The following is a 22,350-nucleotide window of genomic DNA, read 5'->3' on the forward strand; positions in this document are numbered from 1 at the left end:
GGGGCTTCCGGGGGCGGCCGGCCCCCGGGCTGGGGGCCGACCGCCGGCGGTGCGCTGGGCCGGTGAGTTCCGGCTCACCGGCCCGGCGACTTGGGGAGGTGCTGTGGAATACGTACGGGGTGGGGGTCGCGTTCAGCCCAGCCGCATGTCGGTGCCGTGCTGCGCGAAGAACCCCAGACTCGGATCGTCCGGAGTACCGACGAGCAGGGCGCGGTCGAGCAGGATGTTGTTGTGCTCGCAGCTCGTCTCCGGCAGCATCGCACAGGCATGACAAGCCGCCAGGTTCGTGCCCCCGGGACCGGAGGACCCCGCCTCGACGCACAGAGGGTCGGCGGAGCACCACGTGGCGCGCCGCAGCGCCGAGCCGAGCGCCTCGGCAAGGCGGTCGGGCTCCCCCTGGGCCACCACGCCGCCGAGACTTCCGGCGGAGTCGCTGGTCGCCGTGTAGACGAGGAAGCCCGCCATGCCGGGCTCCGCGTACAGGCGCTCGCGCAGTGCGGCCGCAGGGTAGCCGGCGTTCAGGCTCCACTCGTTGATCAACACATGAGCCAGCGTGTGCAGAAGCACCATTCGGGGCGTGGCCGGCGAGGAAGGCACCTCCGCGGGGTCTTTTGCCCGTTCCCTCAACACGCGGTCGTGGTTGGCGCGCACGAGCTCCACACGGGCGGCCACCGCGACCGACCGGGCCCAGTCGTCCAGCCGGTGCTTGTCGAGGCGTACGAAGACTCCCTCCCCGTGGACCTCCATCGCCGGGAGCCAGTCGGTCGGCGTCAGGGACAGGGCGGCCTCATGACCCTCGGAACTCGTCTCGAGGTCCGCGATGCGCGTGAACGCCTTGAGCGCCCGTACCTCGCGCAGACGCTTGACCAGCATCGGCCTTTCGACGCCGTACGGGGCGAGGACCGAGGGGTCCGAGACGGGTGGTTCACAGACGAACTGTTCCTCGCGCCCCTTGTCCCGCAGGGCGTTGCCGGAGCAGAGCCGCTCGTACTCCTGCCGGCGCAGCGCCTGGTAGCGGCTCACCGCCCCGGCGTCCGGCTCGCCCTCCTGGGCAGGGTCCGCCTCCCGCTCGGCCGCCAGCAGATCCATGACCGCGTCGACAGAGAGAGAGCTGTCGCCCCGGAACGCTCCCTTGAGATAGATCTCGATCTCCATGCGTGACGAATAGCCACGCAGGTTCTCCCAGTGCTCCGCGAGCCTGTCGGCGAGACCGTCGCTCCACGGCGGGATGGACAGGGCGGACTTCAGCACCGGCTGCCACACCGCCGACGAACCGCGTTGGAGCGTACGGGGCGTCTGCGTGCAGAACTCGGCGGGGGCGTCCTTGAGCCAGGGGCGCCTGCCCTCGCAGCGGACCCCGAGGTCGGTCAGGGCGGAGCGGCGGAAGGCGCCTTCCATGGAGACCTCCGGCGCCCCGCACGTGCAGGAGATGAGGATGGAGCGCAGGGAGGCGCTCCGCCCGGAGAACCGCATGCTCATCTGTCCGGCGCAGCGCCCCGTCACGCCTTCTTCGCGGTTCTTGCGGTGCAGCCACTTCCAGTAGGGGAAGTCGTCGAGGTGCCCGTCCTCGCACGCCACCACGAATCGGGACGGCACGAGGGGCTCGTCGCCGCAGTCCGTGCAGACGTTCTTGCCCGGCGGAGGGTTGAAACCGCGAACGTGCTGCAGCGACCGGCAACTGGGACACGAGTGCCACAGCGGGAATCGGCGGACTCGCACGCCGTCCTTGCTCGTGTCCTCAGAGGCCGGGGGCAGGCGGAATCGGCTCACACCCAGGGCGCGGGCGAGACGGTGTTCGTGGATGATCGGCGCTTCTTCGAGGGGCCAGCTGCGGTAGGCGTCGTCGATGCCGGCGACGACGAACGACTCGTTGTCGATGGCGATCAGCGACCCGACGCCGTACGTGGTGATCATCTGGGAGCGGCGGACCGATCCGCGACGAGGCAGGGCCAGACGGGGCGCGGCCCCGTCGCCGTCGGCGCGACGGCGGCGACGCTCGCGGGGTGGGTTCATCGGGAAGCCTCCAGGAAGAGAGCGGACTCGGCGTCGACGTCGCGCAGGCTCCACAAGGTGGACCAGGCGTCATTGCCCTCGGACTCGTCGTCGTACGGCTTGAGCAGGGCGGGGGTGGGCTTGCCGCGGACGGGCTCGTACAGCAGACCGCCGTGCCCGTCCGCCATCTCCCTCCACCAATCGACGAATTCGTCGAAGGCGTCGGAGGTGTCCGCCAGCTCTTCGCCGGCGACCTTGGAGACGCGTTCCAGCAGTCGCGGCTTGATCTCCCGGTGCAGGCGGTGCACGTACGTGTCGATGCGGCCGGCGTCTTCGTTCTCCCGGGCCTCGGGGATGAGGATGCGTGCCATGGCCACGATCACGGCGTGCAGACCGCGGTCACGCGATCGGGCGGAGAACGGCGTCACGGACGTCGACTCCACCTCGCGGTACAGCGCGGAGTGGAAGTGCAGGAAGTTCTCGTAGTGCGAACGGTCCCGGGGGCGAGTCGAGTTGAGCATCACGGCGACCAGGCCGGGGTGGGCACGGCCCACGCGGCTGGTGGCCTGGATGTACTCGGCCGTGGTCTGGGGCTGCCCCATCACCGCCATCAGACCGAGGCGGTCGATGTCGACGCCTACCGCGATCATGTTGGTGGCCAGGAGGACGTCCCGAACGTCGCGATCCGGGTAGCGCTTCTCGATCTCCTTGAGCCGGGCGGGGATCAGGCTCGCGTCGACCCGACTGGTCAGCTCCGAGTAGTGGCTGGAGGAGCGCACGTCGGTGCCGTCCCGCTCGGCGAGCAGCCGCAGGTAGTCCTCGACGTCGTCGTGCACCTGGAGTTCGGCGGCCGACAGCAGGCGAAGGCTGTTGAAGTAGCCGACCAACGTCCAGTACGCGTCGCGCACCTCGTCGCTCGTCTCCGCGCACATGGCCTGGTGCAGCAGGGCCGCGTACGTCCGGATGAGCAGCGTCGACTGGCTCGTGCCGGGGGCGAGCAGACCGACGTACCGGCGGCTGGCCTTGATCTTGCGGTCGGTCTCCACGGCGAACCAGGAGTCTCGTGCGTCCAGGCCGGCGGGAGGGAACTGGCGTACATCGCGGTCGAAGAGATTCCTGCCCTGGTCGGCCGCGCGTCGGATGGTCGCCGTGGAGGCGATCACCTTCGGCCGGTCGGCGAGGACATCGACGGCCGTCTCGTACAGGCCGGTGAGCGTGCCCAAGGGGCCTGAGATCAGGTGGAGTTCGTCCTGGACGATCAGCTCCGGGGGTGGTGTGGCATCGCCGGGACGGTCCCGGTTGAACAGTGCGGCCGTCTGCTTGCGCCACGGCATGGAGGCGAACTTGTCGACCGTGGCGATGACGAGTGTCGGGCGGACCTTGTAGACGGTCTGGTCCACCAGATGCACGGGGAGCCCTGAGGTGAAGTCGCAGTCGCGGCCGGGACAGCGCACGTCCATGCGGACGTCGTCCTCGTCGACCGAGTAGTTGTGGGCGTCGAGAGCCGTACCGCACCACGGGCAGGCGTGGAGCTGCACTGGGTTCTCCGTCTGGAGGGTCTGCCCTCCGCGCAGCTTGACCAGCTTCTCACCGGCCGTCTTCAGGTCGTTCGGTGTGGCCGACTTGCCGACCCACATACCGATCGAGATGCCCTCGTGGCCCAGACGGTCGGGGTCGGCCCGGCGCATCGCCTCCATCGCGCAGATGAGAATCGTGGCCCGCTCGAACTGCTGGAGCGTGAGGAGGCGCAAGGTGTACCGCATGAGCACGGTGACCCCACCCGCGTCGGCCCCGCGGCGAAGCCGACGCAGGAACGTGGTGAAAGCGATCAGGCCCAGATAGGCCTCGGTCTTCCCACCGCCGGTTGGGAACCACAGAAGGTCCGAGATCTTGCGGTCGGGGTGGTTCGGGTCCGTGATGCCGCGCAGGCACTGGAGCATGAACGCGATCTGGAACGGCCGCCAGCGCTGGGCCGAGAGATCGGGCGCACCTTTTCGGCCGCCCTTCACCCAGGTGCTCCGAGCGCGCTGCTCGGCCATGGCTCGATTGGCCAGCCGGAACGCCTCCATGACGTCCGGCTCGTCCGCCAGGAGTCCGATGCCCTCACGTATCCGCCCGAGGACCTCCCGGCAGGCGTCGAGCTGCTTGTGCGCGGCTTCCTCGTAGGGGGTTCCGGTCAGAGAGGCGGCCTCCGAGGCTTTGGCCTCGATCCACTGCTCGTAGCCGCCGGCCAGCCCGTCCAGCGCGGCGAAGAGCTGGGCGTCGGGGCGCTCGGCGAGGTCGAGCATCCCGAGCGCCGAGCTGCCGAGCGCCCTGTCGATCTCCGGGTTGGAGTCCGTGAGCAGCACCTCGTGCGTGGGCAGGAACTCGGAGCGGACCTCGCTGATCGCCGCACGCTCTATATCGGTCAGGCCCACCGCCGGCGGTGTCCACTCCCAGTGGGCGGAGCAGCCGTGACCCACCGCGAAGGTGGGGGCGTGGCGGTACAACAAGCGGCTGGTGGCCAGTTCCTCATCGACGGCGGACAGCGCGGCGGGACGTTCGACGAAGGCGGAGGCACCGTTGACCGCCCGAACGCGGAGGCCGGGTTGGAACAACGCGAGCGCGTCCTGCAGCTCCCGCTCGCCCACGACCTGCGCGTTGATCAGGGTGACCGTGACGGTGACCGTGCCGTCCGACAGGCCGGCCCGTCGGACGAGGACGTGCAGCCTCACGTCGCCGTCGGGGAGCAGGTCCACTTCGAGTACGCCGGGTCGCGTGACGTCGACCGGGGTGTCGGGGAGCTCGAGCTCGCGGCGTCGCCAGTGCTCGCGCTGCCCTGCCGTGGTCCTGGCCTCGGCCCGCCGGGCGGACACCGGCCGGCCCTCGGCGTCCACGGGGTCGTAGACGGCGGCTCGCGCGGAGACCACGATCTCGGGGCAGACCTCGGGCGCCACGGCGAAGGTGAGCCCCATGGTCGACGGCCGGCGGTCACCCGAGACCGGCGGCTCGCCGGATCCGCCGGTCTCCTCGGGGTTCTCGTGGCTGAGTAGCGGGGCCACGTCCAATCCCTCCTCCGCGGCGGCATCCTCCTCCTGCCGCCGCCGGGCCTCGCGGTCGGCGGCTCGCGGGAGCAGCACGCCGATGGGATACCGGGTGATCGGGGCGTCCTGTGTGAGGACCTCCACCGGGTCGTCCCCGGTGTCGACATCCGGTCCGAGGAGTTCGCGGCGCAGCCGAGCCACCAGTTCCTCCCGGACCCGGTAGTGCTCGGCGTGCGGGCTGGTCCCGTGCGTCATCCCTGTTCCTCCCCGGCGCGTTCGCCGCGTCGATATCTTCCGATTCCGGTGACCCGAGGGGCGATCCACACCCCGCTGCCGCCGAGCCCCGCGTTCGCCCCGGCCGCCGTGCTGCCCGCGACCGTCTCCAGGGTGTCCACCCGCAGGCCGAAGACCTCCCTGGGCCAGGTGATGTTCCACGAGCGCGAGACCGTCTCCACGGCGCACAGGTCGCGACGGAACCGCTCGGAGGCCTCGCCGATGACGCGGTCGCCGTGGAACAGGTCGTAGGGCGGACTCTGGTCCGGTCCCGCCGGGACCGGATGACGCATCCGGAACACCACCGGGTCGCCGGGGCGGACGTGCCGCAACAGATAGGTCTGCGTCTCGAGGGCGGACGCGTCCGCGCCGAGGGAGCCGGGAGGCTCCTCGCGGTGGACGTCTCCCGGCACGACCTGAATGCCGTGGCGCGCGTACTTCTTCCAGCCGCCCCGGTACCAGCGCCCGGTGGGACGGTGCCGGCGGATGGCGGAGACGTCCGGGCCCGCCACGTGGTACAGGTCCTCACGGGCGCGTGTCATGGCGACGTAGAGCGCCCGTGCCTCGCCCGGAACGTCGAGATCGTCGTGCGCCTTGCGCAGCTCGGCTATCGAGGGGGGCGACAGCAGCAGCACTCTGTCGTACTCCAGCCCCTTGGCACGGTGAACCGTCGAGACGGTCAACCTGGCCGACTCCGGGTCCGCCAGCTCGTCGGGGAATCGACCCTCCGCCACCAGCCGCCGTACGGCCGCGACGTCGACGAGGCCCCGGCCGGTACGCCGGGTCGCGGCGCGCAGCGACCGCCAACATCGCTGTGCCTCCACCCCGGGAGGCAGCGGAATGTCGGCGAGAAGCTCCATGAGGCGAGATTCGGCGAGCGTCAGCGACTCCGAACGACGCAGCAGTTCGGCGACCCAGTACGGCACCGGCCGGTCCTGCAGAGGACGCTTCAGCGCGTGCTCCACCCCCTGCTCGTGCAGGGTCTCGGAGACGGCGAGCGCCTGACGGTTGTCGCGGGTCAGGATCGCGCAGGTGTCCGGGAAGGTCCTCAACGTACTCAGCGCGTACTCGCCGGTCAGATCACCGAGGCTCGGCAGTCCGAGAAGCCTGTCACGCAGGTCGGCATGGAGTTCGGCGGCCGCGAACTCCTGACCGTCCCGAGAGGCGGCCACGTTCTGCAGACGGGGGCCGACCGGGAGTGCGGTCCGGGCCTCGTCGCTCCGTGCCCGGAAGTTCTCGGTCAGACCGAGCTCGACGAGGTCGTCGTAGGACGTCCGCAGCCAGGTGAAGAACCGGTCCGATTCACCCGCCCGCTCGGCCGGGTCCTCGATCTGGAAGCCGTAGATGCCTTGTGCCGAGTCACCGACCACGGTGAAGCCGCAGGAGCGCTGGAAGCGGTCGAGCAGGGTCTCCACCAGGTCGCGGCGGTCACCCACCAGGTCCTGCGCCTCGTCGATCACCACGTGCGAGGGAGGTCCCGGCTCACCGGCCTCGACGGCGCCCTTCTCGATCGCGTTCGTGGCCGCCCGGATGCGCTCGTCGTAGCCGCAGCCCGTCCACTCCTCGTCGGGGTACGCGCCGATGAGCAACTGGTACGCCCAGGAGTCGAACGTCTGGACCCGCACCCGGCGGGCGCGGTCGCCGTGCCGGGCGATCCGGTCCCGCAGCTCGCGGACGGCGGCACGGGAGAAGCTCAGGACGAGTATCTCGCCGGCCTCCAGCGCCTCCTCCGGATCCTCGTGCCCGACCAGGGCGTCGAGACGCCGTACGACCGTGTGTGTCTTGCCGGAGCCGGCCGCCGCGGTGACCAGGAGGCGGGTGTCCCAGGGAAGATCGACGACGGCCCGCTGCTCGTCGGTGAGCGGAGGACTGTCGTCGTACGGGTCGGTCACTTGCTGCTCCACAGATGCTCGAACTGGGTGAAGGCCAGGGCTGTGTCGAAGTTCTCGATGTTGTCGCGGACGTTGAGGATCAGACAGGTCTCCTTGCCACCGTTGAGGGGGCCGCGCAGGCCGCGCCCGATCATCTGCTGGTACACGTTGGGGCTGTACACCGGGCGGGCGACGACGACGGCTCTGGTAGCCGGGGCGTCGAAGCCCTGAGTGAGAACGCCGTAGTTGGTGAGCACTCGGGTGCGGCACGCCCGGAAGTCGTCGATACGTCGGCGACGGTCGCTGGGCGAGGTGGTGGAGTCGACGGCGGAGGCGGTGATGTTCAGGTCGCGGAGCTTCGCCGCCAGGTACTTGGCGTGGTCGACGGAGGTCGCGAACACCAGCACCGGCCAGTCCTCCGGCATGTCCGAGATCTCCGCCAGGATCCGCGCGTTGCGGTCGTGGTCGTCGGCCAGCCGCTGCTCGGCCGCCCTGGACAGGATGCTCAGCTGCTCGGCACGCTGCTTCTCCTCACGGGTCAGAGTGATCGTGCCGCCCTGCAGAAGGCGGTGCTCGACCTGCGCCAACATTCCGAGTCGCTGCAGCTCGGCATAGGCGTCGCCGTCCGGGAAGACGCCTTCGTCCAGACGCCGACCGCCGAAGCGGTTGATCAGGCGTCGCGTCTCGTCCTGGTTCGTGTTGCGGAACGGGGTGGCGGTCAGCCCCAGGAGGTGGCGGTCGGTGCGGGAGGCCGTCAGTCCCAGGTGACCCAGAATGTCGGTGTAGCGGGGCGTGATGGCGGTGTGTGCCTCGTCGACGATGACGAGGACGGCGTCCCGCAGCCACGTGTAGGCATCGGAGCCGAGACAGTTCGGCTGCTGGAGCTTGGCGTCCGTGGCCACGACCAGCTGCGGGCGATCGGCGACCGGGCCCGCCTCGTTCGTCGACCACAACCTGTTGATGGCGAGTGGTGTCTCGGCGCCGACCTTCTCCCAGACGAACTTCCAACTCTGCACGGCCTGCTCGCACAGCTCCTCGGTCTGGGCGATCCACAGGATCGGTCCGTCGAGCCGACCCACCTGCTTCACCCACCGGATCACCGCCTCGGCCGTGACGCGCGTCTTGCCGGCGCCGGTCGGCAGGGACAGCATCCCCCTCTGCGGGACGATCCGGTCGAGCATGGTGAAGACGTTGGCCGCCAACCGCTCCTGGTAGTCGTGCAGGCGGGGGAAGTGCCGCGGCCCGTCCACGTCGATCCTCGGGTCCAAGGACGGCGCCCGGAAGCCGGCGAACGCGTCCGGGAAGCGGAGGTCCGTCACGAACGCCACCGCGCTGGAGGCGCCCGTGAAGGCGGACGGGGCATGGCTCGGATACAGGTTCTGCAAATCGCGGGCGTGGACTTGGAGGACACTGTCCCCGTGCGCGTTGAACGCCATCTGCGCGATGCGGTAGCCGGCGGGCTCGGAGCCGCCATGCTCCGCCCGCTCTCCCTCCATCAGACCGGCCGGCAGACGATCGCGCAGGGTCTCGGCACCCAGTAGCAGAAGAAGCTTGGCGACCACGTCGTCGGCCTCCCGCACCGCCCTGAGAGCGTTCTTGACCTTCTGGTCCTGCTCCTGCCTCTCCTGAGCCTCCAGTACCTGCCGGCAACCGGACTCACCCATGCGCCAGTGGAGTTCACGGTCGACGGCCATCAATGCGCCGAGCGCGTCGGTCTGCTCGAGCACGAGGACCACCGACCCTTGCAGGCTGCTGTCCAACGCCTTGGGGTCCATGCCGTTGGGGGTGCGCGTCACCTCCTCGATGACCTTGCACCGCTGAAGGGTGTACTGGTCCACCTGCGAGCCACGCATCTGCCGGAGCGTGGGGTACGCCTCCTTGAGCGGGACCGGTTCCCCGGCGGCTTCGTACCGGGTCTCGCGGCTGATCACGTCGGCGTACGGCAGCATCCCCCACTGCTTGACCAGCAACGCGGCGTCATCGGCCGACGCGGTCAGCAGCGCGGGCAGCCGCTCGGCGCGGAGAGCTCGGTACTCCTCCTGCGACGAGGCCACGGCGATCTCGCCGTCGGGCCGCGCTCCCCAGTCGTCACCGATTCGACACCTGGTGAGCGTGTCCTCGGGGAAGGACACCTCCAGGCGCGTCAGCAGCACGTACGTGTTGCCGACGAAGACATCGTCCTCGCTGTCCTGGAGCTTCTGCTGCAGTTGCTTCCAGAAGGAGTCGGGCACGTCCTCGACGCTGGCGTGGAGACGGAGCTTGCGGGACTTCTCGGCGCTGATCCGTGCCACCGGAAGCACGTCGCTGTACGCGGAGAGCTGCGGGCCGACCGCTTCGGCGACGCGGCGCAGACCCTGCGAGGTCGCGACGCGGCCGTGCTGTCTGAGCATCCAGCGCAGGGGTGAGGCCACAGCCCGCCTGGTGCCGACCTGCGCTCCGACCTGCAGGGTCCAGTTGTCGACCAGAGCTTCCTCGGGCAGCAGCTGCAGGAAGTCGGCGCGGGCCTGGTCCGAGAGCACGGGCAGCAGGTGCAACGGTCCGCCGACCGCGGCTCCCTCCAGTCTGATCTTGGTGAGCGTGGGGCGGGATGCCTGGTCGGGCAGGGTGGCGCAGTACTGCTTGTGCACGACTTCCCGGTACTGCTCGAACCACGGCTCCCCCTCGGGGCGGTGGCCTCCCGTGGGCCTGTCGCGCAGTCCGACCTCACGGAAGAAGGCCATGTCGTCGGAGTGGAACCGGCTGTCGACGGCGACGGTGGGGTCCGACTCCGGCGTCACGACCGGACCGGGCAACAGACAGTTCCGCATCGGTCGGAAGCGCCCGTCCGAGGTGCGCACGTGCAGCGTCGACGACGGGTCGGCCACTCGCCGGACCACCTCGTGCGACAGATGAGCGCTCCCGGCCTGGTGGAACAGCTCCCAGAAACGGGTCCAGTCCTGTGGGCCGTACGAGCTGAACCCCTGCTCAAGGACGCTGACGAAGCGGCCTCGGACGTCGGCCTCGCGGATGCCCAGTGCGGTGAGAGCGCCGGCGAGCGACGGGTCGCCCGACAGGGCACTGTCGATGTAGACGAGGGACTCACGCAGCCCGTCCTGGTCGGTGCGGCGGAACACCTTGCCGACGACGGGGGGCACCATGCCGTGTTCCTCGGTGAGGACGATCCGTGCGGCACGTGCCTCGTCCGCGTACGGCGAGGACGACTGGACCATGTCGGCGACGATGCGGACGGCGGTGGCGGACGCCGTGGCCGTGCCGTCGGAGACGAGAGCTTCCAGCCACTCGCTCACCGTGGCGCGTTCACGCTTGGCGGCCTTGAGGATGTGCTCCACCTTGCCGGAGCGGAGGTCGTTGGCCTCCGCGGACGGGTGCAGCCAGTTCGTGGGCCGGCCGGGGTGGGAGTTCCACAGGGTCAGCCAGCGGACGAGCGCTTTGTTGTCCTTGCCGAGCGAGGGGTGGATGTTCAGGTCGCGCGGAACCCGCAGCCGGCCGTCCTGGTCCGGCAGCGAGGGGCGATGTGCGGTCGCCTCCCAGATGCGCTCGGTGAGGTGGCGGTCGGCCCAACTGACCGTCTCCGACTCACGTGCGCGTCCAGGAAGTAGGGGAAGGTACGCGGCCGGATCCTCGGCCGGAGCCAGGTCGGGCAGCGACTCGACCACTAGTTGGGCGGCGACCCGGATCATCTCCTGGTTGAACGGGGAGGAGTCCAGCAGATTCTGCCGGTCCTCGTTGGTCTTCCAGGCACCGTTGAGGATCCCGCTCAGCGTCATCTCGTACTTGGTCGGGAAGAACGACCAGAACCTGCCCCGTCCCTTGGGCGCGGACAGAAGGCCGGAGGCGTCCTTCTCGTACTCGCGAACGGCCCACGAGATGTCGAGGGCGACACGGTCGTGCAGCTCGCCGGCGTCGGTACGGGCCGCGACGGTCGGCTCGTGGGTGAGGGCGAACACCCGCCAGCGAGCGTCCGAAGGATGCCGGCCCGGACGCTCCTCGTGAATGATGTGCAGCTCCCGGTCGCGTGCGACCGTGAGGGTGCGCCGTACGACGGGGCGAGGGCGACGGTCCTCCAGGATCACCTTGCCGACGTGCGGCGAGAAGAGCTGGAACCCGACGGGGAACTCCTCCCTGCCGCCCGTCGTCGGTCCCCCGTGCATGTCCTGTCCGAGCCGCTCGGCGGCACCGTCGAGCAAGGGGAGACGCACCACGGTGGTCGCCCAGCTCAGCAGTTCGTCCAGGACGGGATCGGCGGCCCGCTCGGCCGCCTCGTTCAGGGGACGGGCCATGCGCAGCACCGGCGCCTCGAACTCCTCGCCGAGGCGTGCCGTGACGCCGGGAACGGCACGGATCTGCGCGTGGGCCCACTCACGGTCGAAGCCGAAGGAACCGTCACGGCTGAAGAACTGCGGGGTGTCGGTCACCACGAGCACGGACTTCACGCCCACCCCGAAACGCCCGATCTGGCCACCGCGCTTGCGTGACGTGCTCATCCGGAGAATCGTCTCCGCCCCTTCCGGAGTGACCGGAGTTCCCTCGTTCGCGCAGTAGAGATGGGTGTCGGTGAGAACGACGTGGACCGAACCGCCGGGCTCGGCGGCGATTTCGTCTGCGGCATTCTGTACGAGTTCGAAGAGCTGTCGGTCACCGTATCCCCCCTGGGTGATCCGCCTTTCCCCGTTGGCGTGTTCCGGAATGAGGCCGGGATCGACGGCGTACGTCTTGAGTACGCGGGAGGACTGCTCGATCACTGTCTCGACAACGGGGGTCAGCTGGGGAGACACGGGACTCCGATCGTGGAGCGACGGCCTGTTGGGCGGAGGGACGGGGGTCGTACCGGCGGGTGTTTCGGGCCGACGTGGCGTCGAGCCAACTCTCTTGTCACATACGGATGATGGCAGGGACGCGACGGTGTCGTGGGCGGTTCCGGTGATGCGGGTGGAATTCGCTTCGAACGCAACGGAGACCTTTTCTGCGGCAAGGCATAAGCTTTCCGGAGCAACGAGTCGGCGAAATCACGTCGGAATGGGCTGGGTGGCCGAATCGAACGTACGGAACTGGCTCGTGCGTCGTTGGGTGTCATGCCGCCGGAAAGGCGATGAGGGGAAAGCGGCATACGTCAACCGGGGCATCGGAGAAATGTTTCTCCCGAGGCGGGTGGGGCCGCTGAAAGGACCGTACTCCTCCGCGTCGGGGACCTGCAAGGGGCTTCGGTCAGCTGCTTCGCGACCGAGGAAAACGATCAAAGGGGAGGAACCCGGGTGAATGGCGTACCCGAGAGAAGGCTCGGTCGTCCCCGTCGTGTCAAAGCTCGTTTGACAAGGAGCGCACTGTCAAAGAGGTGGGTAGGGTGAGGTGTTGAACCAGGCACGTGGCGCAGTATCCGAGAGCAGGTGGTCGTGGAAGCAGGCGAGGACTTCGGTCCCTGGTTGGCGCGGCAGTTGAAGCTCGCCGACATGACGCAGACCGAGCTGGCCCAGGTCGTGGAGGTGACGCGCGCGGCCGTCTCGGCGTGGATCACCGGCAGGGCGACCCCACGGCCCGAGACCATCGAACGCGTCGCTCGGGCGCTCAACACCGACCTGGCCACGGTGCACACCCGTACCACCGACACCCAGGCCGGCCTTCCCGTCGGGTGGTACCACCGTCCCGGACACGCCGACGGCGGCCGCGAGTTGGGCAATGCCGCCGCGTTCGCCTTCGATGCCGACCTGTCCGTGCTCGCCCGCGAGACCTGCCAGAACAGCCTCGACGAGCGGCTCAAGACCAACGGCCGACCGGTGCGCGTGCGTTACACCCTGCACGAACTGACCGGCGAGGCGCTCGCCAGGTTTCGCGAGGCCCTCCAGTGGGACGACCTCTTCCCGCACTACGAAGCGGCAGCCGCGCAGGAGCAGAAGGTCGGGCGAGTCATCGATGCCGGGCTGCGCGACATGTACGAGCGCGACCGTCTCGTGCTGTTGCGGGTGGACGACTACAACGCGGCGGGCCTGACGGGCGACGACTATGAGGACGGCCGCTTCGCCGCGGTCGTCCGTCGTCAGCTCGACAGCCACAAGTCCGGGAGCTCCGCAGGTGGTTCCTACGGACTGGGCAAGGCCACCCTGTGGGCGACCAGTCGACTCGGCCTGGTGTTGATGAACTCCACACTGTCCGAACCGCACGAGGGTCGGACCGAGCGTCGGGTGATCGGCCGACTCGACCTGCCATGGCGTCAAGTGCGGGGCGAGCCGTGGGCCGGGCCGGCGTGGCTGGGTCGTCCCGACCCGGACTCTCCCGGAGCACGGGTGGCGCGCTCCTGGTGGGCGGACGAAGAGACCGTCGAATCCCTCCACCTGACGCGTGAGAGCGGAGAACCGGGGACATCGTTCCTGATCGTGGGTGCCCACGACGTGGCCAGCCTCGCCGACGACTCCGCCGCACCCGACGGTGACGAGGGCGAGGACGACGACAGCATCCAGCGTATGCACCGCAGGCTCGTGCGAGCGCTGGGCAAGAATTTCTGGGCCGCGATGACGGGCGGTGGTGATCGACTGCCGCTCCTGGACGCCTCGGTGCGCACCCTGCGCAACGGTGAGGTGCTCATCGCGGAACAGCGGGTGGACCCCATGGTCGCCCAGCCTTCCCGTACACGCGCCCTGAAAGCGTTCCTCGACGGCACGACCGTGGAGCAGCTCACCGAGTCCGGGCAGGTCGCCGCGACCACCGTGCCCCTGAACCTGCCTGGCAAGGGAGGGGCGCGCACCTCGCTCGGGGAACACCGCGCCGTGCTCCTCGTGACGGACGCGGAGGACGCGGACGGCAAGACGAATCGCGTCGCGGCGATGCGCGGCAACCGTATGACGGTTCGCGACACAGCGGTTCCCGGGCTGCCGCTGTCCGTCAACCCCTTCCAAGCCGTCCTTCTGACCGGCGAGGCCGCAGGCCCCCAGGCCCCGTTCGCCGCCGAAGCGGAGGAGTTCCTGCGCGCCGCCGAACCCCCGGAGCACAACAAGTGGGGGCAGACCGAAGAGCTGACGCTCACCTACTCGCCCTCGGCGTACCGGCGGATCAACTCCCTCACCCGGGAGACCAACGCGGCGATCAAGGTTCTGGTGGCTAGGCCCAAGAAGGCGGCGAAGGCCGGGGGAGGGCGTCTGGCCCCGCAGCTGACCGTCGGCACGGGAACGAAGAAGCGTCGGCCGACGGCGGCGACTCTTCCGGTCCTCGAAGAACTGGACGCTCAGGTGCTCGACGATGGGGCGTGGCAGGTGATCGGTGAGATCAGAATTCCCGCCGGCGGCCACGGGTGGCGGCTCATCCCGGTCGCGAAGTTCGACGTGCGGTCGGGCCCTCGCCCGACCGTCGCATGGGCCGAGATCACAGGAGTGGACAACTGTCAAGTGGTGGACGGGACTCTGCGGTTCTCCGACGGTGCCCGTTCGGCGACCTTCCGCGGCGTCACCGACCCCACGACCCACGCCGTCAGAACGAGTCTGAGCGGTCTCGTCGTCGAACTGCGCACCGGTGAGGGGGAGTCGCTGTGAAGGTGTTCCCGTACCCCCGCCTGCGTGGCACGGTTTCCCTCCGCGTGGACGCGGCCAGGGTCAAGGCGCCCCAGCAACCTCGTGAACAGCTCGACTCCCGGGCGCGTTCCGTGGTCGAGCGAGTGGTCGCGCTCGGTCTCGCGGAGACGGAGGATTGGGAGACAGCCACCCTGACCGTGTCGGCGACGATTCCCGCGAAGGCCACCGAGCCGGGCGGCCCATGGTCCGAGGTCGCGGTGGTAGCGGTCCTGACCGACAGAGCCACCAACACCCGCGTCACGTCGAAGCTCGTTCCGGATGCGGAAAGCGGCCGTGAATGGCGCGGCGAACTGCCGGTGGTACGCGCTGATCTCTGTGATCGAGCCGCACTGACCGTCCAGGTGGTCGCAACTGTGGACGGCGTGCCGGGCCGCATCATCGCGGAGGCGGCCGACGACTGGATCGTGGACGTGAAGAGCGCAGTCCCGACTCGGGAGCAGAGCTTCGACATCAAGGAGGTCGGGTTCGCCAGGGGGCCGAGCTGGTTGCGGAACTTCGCCGACGCCCCGTGGATCGTCAACGCGTCGGGCAAGCTGCCGACCGTGCACATCAACACCGACTTCGACGGTATGACGGACGTTCTCGGTGCCGAGGGCCGCGGTCCTGAGGGCCTGGTCAACCAGTTGCTGGTGTCCCAGATGGCGGCGGACGTGTGGATCGCTGTGTTCCACTCGGCCATCGGCGACCTGGAGATCGAGGACGACGGCACTCCACTGTTCCCCCACGGCTGGCAGGGGGAGGTGCTCAGGGAGATGCTCCCCGACGTCGTGCCCGACCGGACACTCGAGGACGCGTTGCGCGAGGTGCACCGCCGGCGCGTGGGCGCGACGGGGTGGACGGACCTGCAGCCGCGTATCCAGTATGCGGCGATGCGCAGGGCCGATGTGCCTCGGGCGCTCTCGGAGACGGTACGCGGCCTGGACAAGCTCAAGCGTGAGGACGAGGCATGACGGAGCGCCCTGACCACCTGCCCGATTATCTGGCTCGGCTCGCAGACGAGAACGCGGCGCGGTTCATCTCGGACGGATTGCTGTCCGGGAAGGACAACGTTCCGTCGATCGCCCTCAACCAGGCTGCCGAACCCATGCCGGAGAGCCCTCGATGGCGGCTGCGCGCGATTCGGGACCTGATCGATGACGCGATGTACATCTACCGGGAGGAAAGGCCGACACAGGCGGACGCCTGGCTCGCACCGCGTCTGCACGCGATCCTTCGTCTGACACGGGCGGAGGCAGCGGACTCCGCACTGTGGAACCACTTGGCGCTGGGCGTCGCGCCCGACTTCGTCGTGTGGCGGCATCTTTCCGAATCGAAGAAGACCGTCAACGCCCGGTACTTCAAAGGCCCATATCACAAGCAGGCCTTCGCGCGGCTCTGGTGGTCGGCCGAACTATTCCGTGACGGGGCCGACTACGAGCCGGTCGTCACCGCCTGTGGCAACCAGGACATGCTGAACACGCTGCTCAGGATGGCTGTGATCAACCACCGGCCGACGGCGCAGGCGTGTGTCAGGCTGTTGAAGCGGGGCGTCGTGCGGACGGGCCGTGATGCGAACGCCCTGGGGAAGGCCGTCAACACGTCCGCCGCGACCCTGATGTACGACGTCACCGCGCCCGATGTGGAGCGGGACGCGGGAGCGGTGCGCAGATGGATCGACGAGGGGGAAGAGGGGGTCTCCGTCCATCACCGTCCTCTTCCCTCCGGCCCGCCCGAGGAGTGCGCCCCGCGGGAGTCCGTCGAGCGCCTGACCGACTATTTCGCGGAGCTGTTCGCGGACGCGCCCGTTCGAGGGAAGGAGGAGAGCGAGGCGATCGCGGAGGAGGACTGAGTCTCCGGTCAGTCCCGGCCGCTCTCCCTGTGCGGGGGGCGCCAGGCCCTGAGCGCCGCGATGGCACGCTCCTTTTGACCGTCGTCCAGCTTCATGGCCGTGCACAGGACGTGTACGGCCAGAAGTGGCGGGATCGCGTTGCCGATCTGCTGCGCGACATCGGCGCCCTGCCAGGGATAGCCGGCCGGGAAGGTCTGCAGGAGGCCGGCCTCGCGCACCGTGAAGCGTTCCTGCTCCGGTCCGAGTTCGGGCTCGCCCTCGTCGTCGTAGCCCTTGAGGTCGAACAGCCGGTTGCGGCGGACCTTGCCGGTGACGGTGGCCGCCGGCATGTCGGAGGTGCGGAGCCCTCGCTTCTTTGGGTTCCCCCCCGACCCGTAGTTGGAGCGGACGACGAAGTCGGTGGATCGTGAGTCCGCGAGTGCTTCACGCATCGAGACCCACGGTCGCACGCTGTCGGAGGTGGGGGCCGGAAGGTCCAGCGGCAGCAGGTTCTGCTGAAGGTCCTTCGCCGGCGCTGTGCCCTCGTATACGGCGGAGCACCGCTCCGCTCCCTTGCGGTAGCGCTGATGCGTCACGGGCGGGAAGTCGACCCCCTGGCCGCGGCTTCCCCGGTGACGTGCGATCAGCACCGCCCGGCGACGGGTCTGCGGAACGCCGTACTCCTCGGTGTGCAGGATCTTGCAATCGGCGTCGTAACCCAGCTCGCGAAGAATGTCGCGGTACTTCTCCCAGACGCGCAGGACAGTGGGCACCTGCTCCAGCACCACCACCTCGTAGGGCTCGGACTTGAGCTTCTTCTCGACGATCCACCTGAGGGGCTGCAGTACGAGACCGGTGCGCTCATCGGTCCACGCCAGGACGCGGGCCCGCTCTTCGACCCTCTTCCAGGCCTTCTCCAGGGCCCCGACGGTCTCACTCTTCCCGACTTCCTCAGCGAGGTTCATCACCTCTTCGAGGGCCTTGTGCCCCTCTCGATTGCCGGCCACCGAGTAGGTCTGGCAGGGGGGGCCACCCGTGAGGACACGGGCCGACTTCACCTCGGGGTCGAGTGGATCGACCTTCGCGACGTCACCGACCTCCGTGGTGCGCAGGCCTGCGGCCTTTCGTGTCGCGCGGGTCGATTCCTCCCACTCCACGCCGATCGTGGGCACATCGAGCGCCTCGGCTGCGATGTCCAGACCGCCAGGCCCCGCGAAGAGATCGACGATAACCGGTGGTTTGTCCGGATTTGCTTCCGAGTGAGGTGCCGAGGTCATGATGTGGAAGTGTAGCTAGCGGCGGGATGTGCCCATGACGCTTCGGGGCGGCCCAGAATCACCGGCGCCATGCGTTCGAGTCGACGAACGTCGTCAGGAGCGGAGTGCCTGGGCGACGGCCCGACCGAGGGCCTCGCCCACCGGCGGTGGGGAGGCGTGGCCGACCTGCCGGTATCGGGCCGTCTTCTTGCCGCTGATCTCCCACTCCTCGGGAAAGCCCTGCAGGAGGGCTGCCTGGTGCACGGTGAGCCGCACCATCCCCTCCTTGCCGAGCTCCGGTGCCCACACGAAGTCGTCCCCGGGGATCTGGTCACCCAAGGAGTGGGCGTTCACCCCCATCGTCTCCCACTTCCGCTTGGACCCGGCCGGACCGAGGTCCGCTCCGCCCCGGTTCTTCGAGCCGCCGACCAGCGTCGGAGCCACGGCGGTCGCCTGAGCGGCCCAACGGTCGGCGTCCTTCCAGCCGCGTGACCGCATGGAGGGCGCGAGCACCTGACCGACGGAGACATGGTCCGTCACCGTGGGGGTCGGCAACCGGAACGACGGGAACCACCGTTTCTTGATCGCCACCAGAACCCCCTGCTTGCGATCCTGTGGCACCCCGAAGTCGGCCGCGTTGAGGACGAACCAGCTGAATGCGTAACCGAGGTGCTCCAGTTCCGCGCGGGCGAAGTCGCGGAAGTCGCGGAACCTGTCCGCATGGGCCAGCGTCGGTACGTTCTCGATGATCAGCGCCCGCGGCCTCACCGCATGGGCAAGATAGACGGCTGCTCTCAGCAGCTCTTCCTCCTCGCCCGACTCGGCCCGAGCGGCGGTGGCACTGGACTTGACCCGCGGCAGCCCGGCGGACAGTACGTCGACGTCGTAGATCTCCGGGTGTTCGCTCGGATCGAGGTCGAGGAGGTCCGCCTGGAGCACGCTCCACTTCGGTCGGTTGTTTCGCAGGGTCCGACAGGCGTCCGTGTCCTCGTCGAGCAGCAAGGTGGGCTCGAAGCCGGCCCGTTCCAGTCCCAGGGCGAGCCCGCCCGCGCCCGCGCACACGTCGAAGAACGTCAACCCGCTCATGACCGATTCCCCCCTCTTCCCACGGTTCTCCGCCGCTCCACCACCGCGGCGATACGCAGAGCCACATCCGCGGGCGCCTCATGCTCCCAGAAGCGGAGCACTTCCCATCCCGCCGCTGTGAGGTGCTCCGTCGTCTCCGTGTCGCGAGCGATGTTGCGGTCCAACTTCTGTCGCCACCACTCGGCGTTCGACTTCGGCTGCGTGGCGTGTTCGGGGCAGCCGTGCCAGAAGCAGCCGTCGATCAGGACGGCCACCTTGACCGAGGTGAAAGCCACGTCGATCCGGCGCCGTGCGAGGCCGGGCACCGGGTACTCCACGCGGTAACGCAGCCCCGCCGCGTGCAGCAGGCGGCGGACCGCCAGCTCGGCGGCCGTGTCCTTGCTGGCCTGCCTGCTCATGCGCGCCGAGACGGCGGGCGACAGGGGCTTCATCGCACTCAAGGCGGCTTTGCCTCACGATCGTGGCTCGGGCCGTTGCGCTACGGCCGCGGCATCAATTCCATCACGTGGCGAACCCGACCGGACCAGATCCTCGGCTCGGGCCGGTCAGTCGTCCTCGCCGCCGTGGCACTCCCCGTACGTCCTCCCCGAGCCGCACCAGCACGCCGCGCCCCGGGTCGGGGGCCACGGGGTCGCGCGGCCGCGGGCGGCCAAGGTGGTGGCGTACTGGGGGAGGAGGTCCGCGTTCGCGGGGGAGGAGGCTTCGGAGGCGGCGAAGGCTTCGTAGGAGGGGACCGTCGCCGGGACGATGCCGAGGTTCGGGGTGCCCGCCTGGGCGAGTTCGCGGAGGGAGGCTTCGATGTCCGTGAGGTGGGCCCGGTAGGTGGGGTACTCGGATTCGAGCTCCGGGTAGGCCGCCAGGAGCTCGTCCAGTTCCGCCTCCGGCCAGTGGAGGACCGCCACCGGGAAGGGGCGGGAGAGGGCCGTGCGGTAGGTGCCCAGCTCGCTGCGGAGGCGGGCGATCTCCGCCTGGAGCTCGGCCGGGTCCGACGAGCCGAGGGACCACAGGCGCTTCGGGTCGTGGAGTTCGTCCAGCGGGACGTCCGCCGTGTGGACGGCGTCCGCCAGCATGTCCCGGTCGTCATGCGGGAGCGCCAGCATCCTGCGGACCCGGTGCCGGGACTTCAGGAGGGACTGGGTGGCGTGCGGGAGCTCCTGGTAGTCCCGCGTGGAGCCCAGCAGGAGCGTCGCCGCCTCCGTGAAGACCGCCTCCGACTCCTCCAGCTCGTCATGCGCCTCCAGCGTCGCCGCCACGATCTCCCACGGCCCCGCCTCCTCCGGCGCTGACGTGCGCACGCCCTCGATGATCGCGCGTGCCTCCGCCTCGTGGCCGTACTCCCACAGGTTCGCCGCCTTCAGCGCCCGGATCAGATGCGGATCCGCGGGCTCCGACGTCAGCAGCGTGTCGTACAGACGCGTCGCCCGCTCGCGCTCGCCCGCCAGTTCCAGGTGGGCCGCCGCTTGGAGCAGCAGGGGTTCCTGGTCCTCCGGGTACCGCTCGGCGGTGCGCAGCAGGCGCTCGGCTTCAGTGGTGTGATCGGCAGGCGTGTCTGGGCGCATGAGGAATACCGTACTGCTGTACCCCCCTGGAGAGTTGGCGCGGCAGCGCCTATCGTGCCCGCGTGCGGGACAGGGTGGGTGCCAGGGTGCCGGTGGTCGTCCAGACGCGCCGGGTGCGCGGCGCGCCCGCCCGCGTGCTGTGGGTGTGTGCCGAGACCGTCGTCACCTGCGGTGTCGTCATTCTCCTTTTCGTCGTCCACCAGCTCTGGTGGACCAACCAGCAGGCCCGCGCCGCCGCCACGGAACAGGTCCGGGTCCTGGAGCGGGAGTGGGAGGGATCACCCGAACCCAGCCAGGAGCCTGCGCCGGAACCCGAACCACAGCCGGAGCCCGAGCCCCGGCCTGGTTCCGAGCCGACCGTGAGCGCGCCGGCCTCGGTCGAGGCGGCCTCGGTCGAGCCGGGCGTCCAGGCCGGGCCGCGGGCCCCGACCGCCTCCTCCGCCTACGCCGTCCTCCGCATCCCCCGCATCGGCCTCACCGCCCCCGTCGCCCGCGGCATCGGCAAGAGGTCCGTCCTCGACAAGGGGTACGTCGGGCACTACCCCCGTACCGCCGCGCCCGGCCGGCCCGGGAACTTCGCCCTCGCCGGGCATCGCAACACCCACGGCGAGCCGTTCCGGTACGTGAACCGGCTCCGCGCCGGCGACGAGATCACGGTACGGACGAGGGACCGGGAGTACCTCTACCGCGTCGACCAGGTGCTGGCCCAGACCTCCCCCCGGGACACCGGCGTCATCGCGCCCGTGCCCCGCTCGCTGGTCAAGCCCTCCTACGGCTACTCCTCGCCCGGCTCCTACCTCACCCTGACCACATGCACCCCCGAGTTCAGTTCCGCCTACCGGCTCATCGTGTGGGCGAAGCTGGTCTCCACCTCCCGTAGGTGACCGGGGAACCGACCAGCCGCTCACCCCCCGGAGCTACCGGGGAGTAAGGGTCCAGGTTGTGAACGGGGTATTGCAGAGCGGTCGGATCTCTTGGAGGATCGGCCAATCCTCCGATGGCCGCACTCCATCGGCCGGGGCTCACCAGGGCCCGCCCCGGGCCCACCTCGACCACAGGGAGAAGACCATGAAGCTGCTGCGTGTCGGGCCGGCGGGCGCCGAGCGTCCCGCCCTGCTGGACCAGGACGGAACGCTGCGCGACCTGTCCGCCCTGGTCGACGACATCGACGGGGGACTGCTCGCCGACGCGTCCGCGCTCGACCGGATCCGGGCCGCCGCCGGCGCCGGGGTGCTGCCCGTGCTCGACGCGACCGGGCTGCGGATCGGCCCGCCGGTCGGCCGGATCGGCAAGGTCGTGTGCATCGGGCTGAACTACCACGGTCACGCCGCCGAGACCGGAGCCGCCACCCCCGCCGAGCCGGTCGTCTTCCTCAAAGCCGCCGACACGGTCGTGGGCCCCGACGACACCGTGCTCGTACCCCGGGGCAGCGTGAAGACGGACTGGGAGGTCGAGCTCGCCATCGTCATCGGCCGCACCGCCCGCTATCTGGAGACCGACGAGCAGGCGCTGGCGCACGTCGCCGGCTACGCGGTCGCCCACGACGTCTCTGAGCGCGAGTTCCAGATCGAGCGCGGCGGCACCTGGGACAAGGGCAAGAACTGCGAGACCTTCAACCCGCTCGGCCCCTGGCTGGTCACCGCCGACGAAGTGCCCGACCCGCAGGCGCTCGGGCTGAAACTCTGGGTCAACGGCGAGCTGAAGCAGGACGGCAACACGTCCGACCAGATCTTCCCGGTCGCCGAGGTCGTCCGCTACGTCAGCCGCTTCATGACTCTGTACCCGGGCGACGTCATCAACACCGGTACGCCGGCGGGCGTGGCGATGGGACAGCCGGAGCCGAAGCCGTATCTGCGGGCCGGTGACGTGGTGGAGCTGGAGATCGACGGCCTCGGCCGCCAGCGTCAGGAACTGAAGGACGCGTAAC

The 22,350-nt window shown here is 69.6% G+C and carries 13 protein-coding genes; 5 read left to right on the forward strand and 8 right to left on the reverse strand.

The window, feature by feature from the left end; all coding sequences use genetic code 11:
• Nucleotides 1-132: 132 nt before the first annotated feature.
• From drmB to ACIRB4_RS25245, 4 genes are read right to left on the reverse strand one after another with little or no spacing between them, the layout of a single operon-like run.
• Nucleotides 133-2,013: a DrmB family protein gene (gene drmB, locus ACIRB4_RS25230; protein ID WP_403294438.1), complete on the reverse strand. Its 1,881-nt coding sequence runs from the start codon at nt 2,011-2,013 to the stop codon at nt 133-135.
• Nucleotides 2,010-5,270, reverse strand: a complete 3,261-nt coding sequence (locus ACIRB4_RS25235) for a helicase-related protein (RefSeq protein WP_403294440.1) — start codon at nt 5,268-5,270, stop codon at nt 2,010-2,012. Before ACIRB4_RS25235 ends, drmB begins: the two co-directional genes overlap by 4 nt.
• On the reverse strand, nt 5,267-7,180 hold the full coding sequence (locus tag ACIRB4_RS25240) for a UvrD-helicase domain-containing protein (protein WP_403294441.1): 1,914 nt from the start codon (nt 7,178-7,180) through the stop codon (nt 5,267-5,269). Before ACIRB4_RS25240 ends, ACIRB4_RS25235 begins: the two co-directional genes overlap by 4 nt.
• Nucleotides 7,177-11,934, reverse strand: a complete 4,758-nt coding sequence (locus tag ACIRB4_RS25245) for a DEAD/DEAH box helicase (RefSeq protein WP_403294442.1) — start codon at nt 11,932-11,934, stop codon at nt 7,177-7,179. The genes ACIRB4_RS25240 and ACIRB4_RS25245 overlap by 4 nt, the downstream gene beginning before the upstream one ends.
• Nucleotides 11,935-12,549: 615 nt before the next feature.
• On the opposite strand from ACIRB4_RS25245, the gene ACIRB4_RS25250 reads away from it, so the two are divergent.
• From ACIRB4_RS25250 to ACIRB4_RS25260, 3 genes are read left to right on the forward strand one after another with little or no spacing between them, the layout of a single operon-like run.
• Nucleotides 12,550-14,676 (forward strand): helix-turn-helix transcriptional regulator, encoded by a 2,127-nt coding sequence (locus tag ACIRB4_RS25250; protein ID WP_403294443.1) that lies wholly within the window; start codon nt 12,550-12,552, stop codon nt 14,674-14,676.
• Nucleotides 14,673-15,665, forward strand: coding sequence for a hypothetical protein (locus ACIRB4_RS25255; RefSeq protein WP_403294444.1), 993 nt, complete (start codon nt 14,673-14,675; stop codon nt 15,663-15,665). The genes ACIRB4_RS25250 and ACIRB4_RS25255 overlap by 4 nt, the downstream gene beginning before the upstream one ends.
• On the forward strand, nt 15,662-16,543 hold the full coding sequence (locus ACIRB4_RS25260) for a DUF6339 family protein (protein WP_403294445.1): 882 nt from the start codon (nt 15,662-15,664) through the stop codon (nt 16,541-16,543). The genes ACIRB4_RS25255 and ACIRB4_RS25260 overlap by 4 nt, the downstream gene beginning before the upstream one ends.
• A gap of 8 nt (nt 16,544-16,551) precedes the next feature.
• Here the strand turns inward: ACIRB4_RS25260 and ACIRB4_RS25265 are convergent, their stop codons facing one another.
• The 4 genes from ACIRB4_RS25265 to ACIRB4_RS25280 form a co-directional block, all read right to left on the reverse strand.
• A complete protein-coding gene (locus ACIRB4_RS25265) occupies nt 16,552-17,799 on the reverse strand; it encodes a DNA cytosine methyltransferase (protein WP_403294446.1) in 1,248 nt (415 codons plus the stop codon).
• A 93-nt stretch (nt 17,800-17,892) separates the two neighbouring features.
• A complete protein-coding gene (locus ACIRB4_RS25270) occupies nt 17,893-18,864 on the reverse strand; it encodes a DNA cytosine methyltransferase (RefSeq protein WP_403294447.1) in 972 nt (323 codons plus the stop codon).
• Nucleotides 18,861-19,262 (reverse strand): very short patch repair endonuclease, encoded by a 402-nt coding sequence (locus ACIRB4_RS25275; protein ID WP_403294529.1) that lies wholly within the window; start codon nt 19,260-19,262, stop codon nt 18,861-18,863. Before ACIRB4_RS25275 ends, ACIRB4_RS25270 begins: the two co-directional genes overlap by 4 nt.
• A gap of 147 nt (nt 19,263-19,409) precedes the next feature.
• Nucleotides 19,410-20,423: an SEC-C metal-binding domain-containing protein gene (locus tag ACIRB4_RS25280; RefSeq protein WP_403294448.1), complete on the reverse strand. Its 1,014-nt coding sequence runs from the start codon at nt 20,421-20,423 to the stop codon at nt 19,410-19,412.
• 62 nt (nt 20,424-20,485) lie between these two features.
• Here ACIRB4_RS25280 and ACIRB4_RS25285 point away from each other — a divergent pair, with 62 nt between their 5' ends.
• Together ACIRB4_RS25285 and ACIRB4_RS25290 are read left to right on the forward strand one after the other, a co-directional pair.
• Nucleotides 20,486-21,307 carry a class E sortase gene (locus tag ACIRB4_RS25285; RefSeq protein WP_403294449.1) on the forward strand — a complete coding sequence of 274 codons (822 nt, stop codon included), beginning with the start codon at nt 20,486-20,488 and terminating at the stop codon, nt 21,305-21,307.
• A gap of 184 nt (nt 21,308-21,491) precedes the next feature.
• Nucleotides 21,492-22,349 (forward strand): fumarylacetoacetate hydrolase family protein, encoded by an 858-nt coding sequence (locus ACIRB4_RS25290; RefSeq protein WP_403294450.1) that lies wholly within the window; start codon nt 21,492-21,494, stop codon nt 22,347-22,349.
• Nucleotide 22,350 lies beyond the last annotated feature (1 nt).

Origin of the sequence: Streptomyces sp. NPDC093600, assembly GCF_044764755.1 — a bacterium.
Taxonomy (GTDB): domain Bacteria; phylum Actinomycetota; class Actinomycetes; order Streptomycetales; family Streptomycetaceae; genus Streptomyces.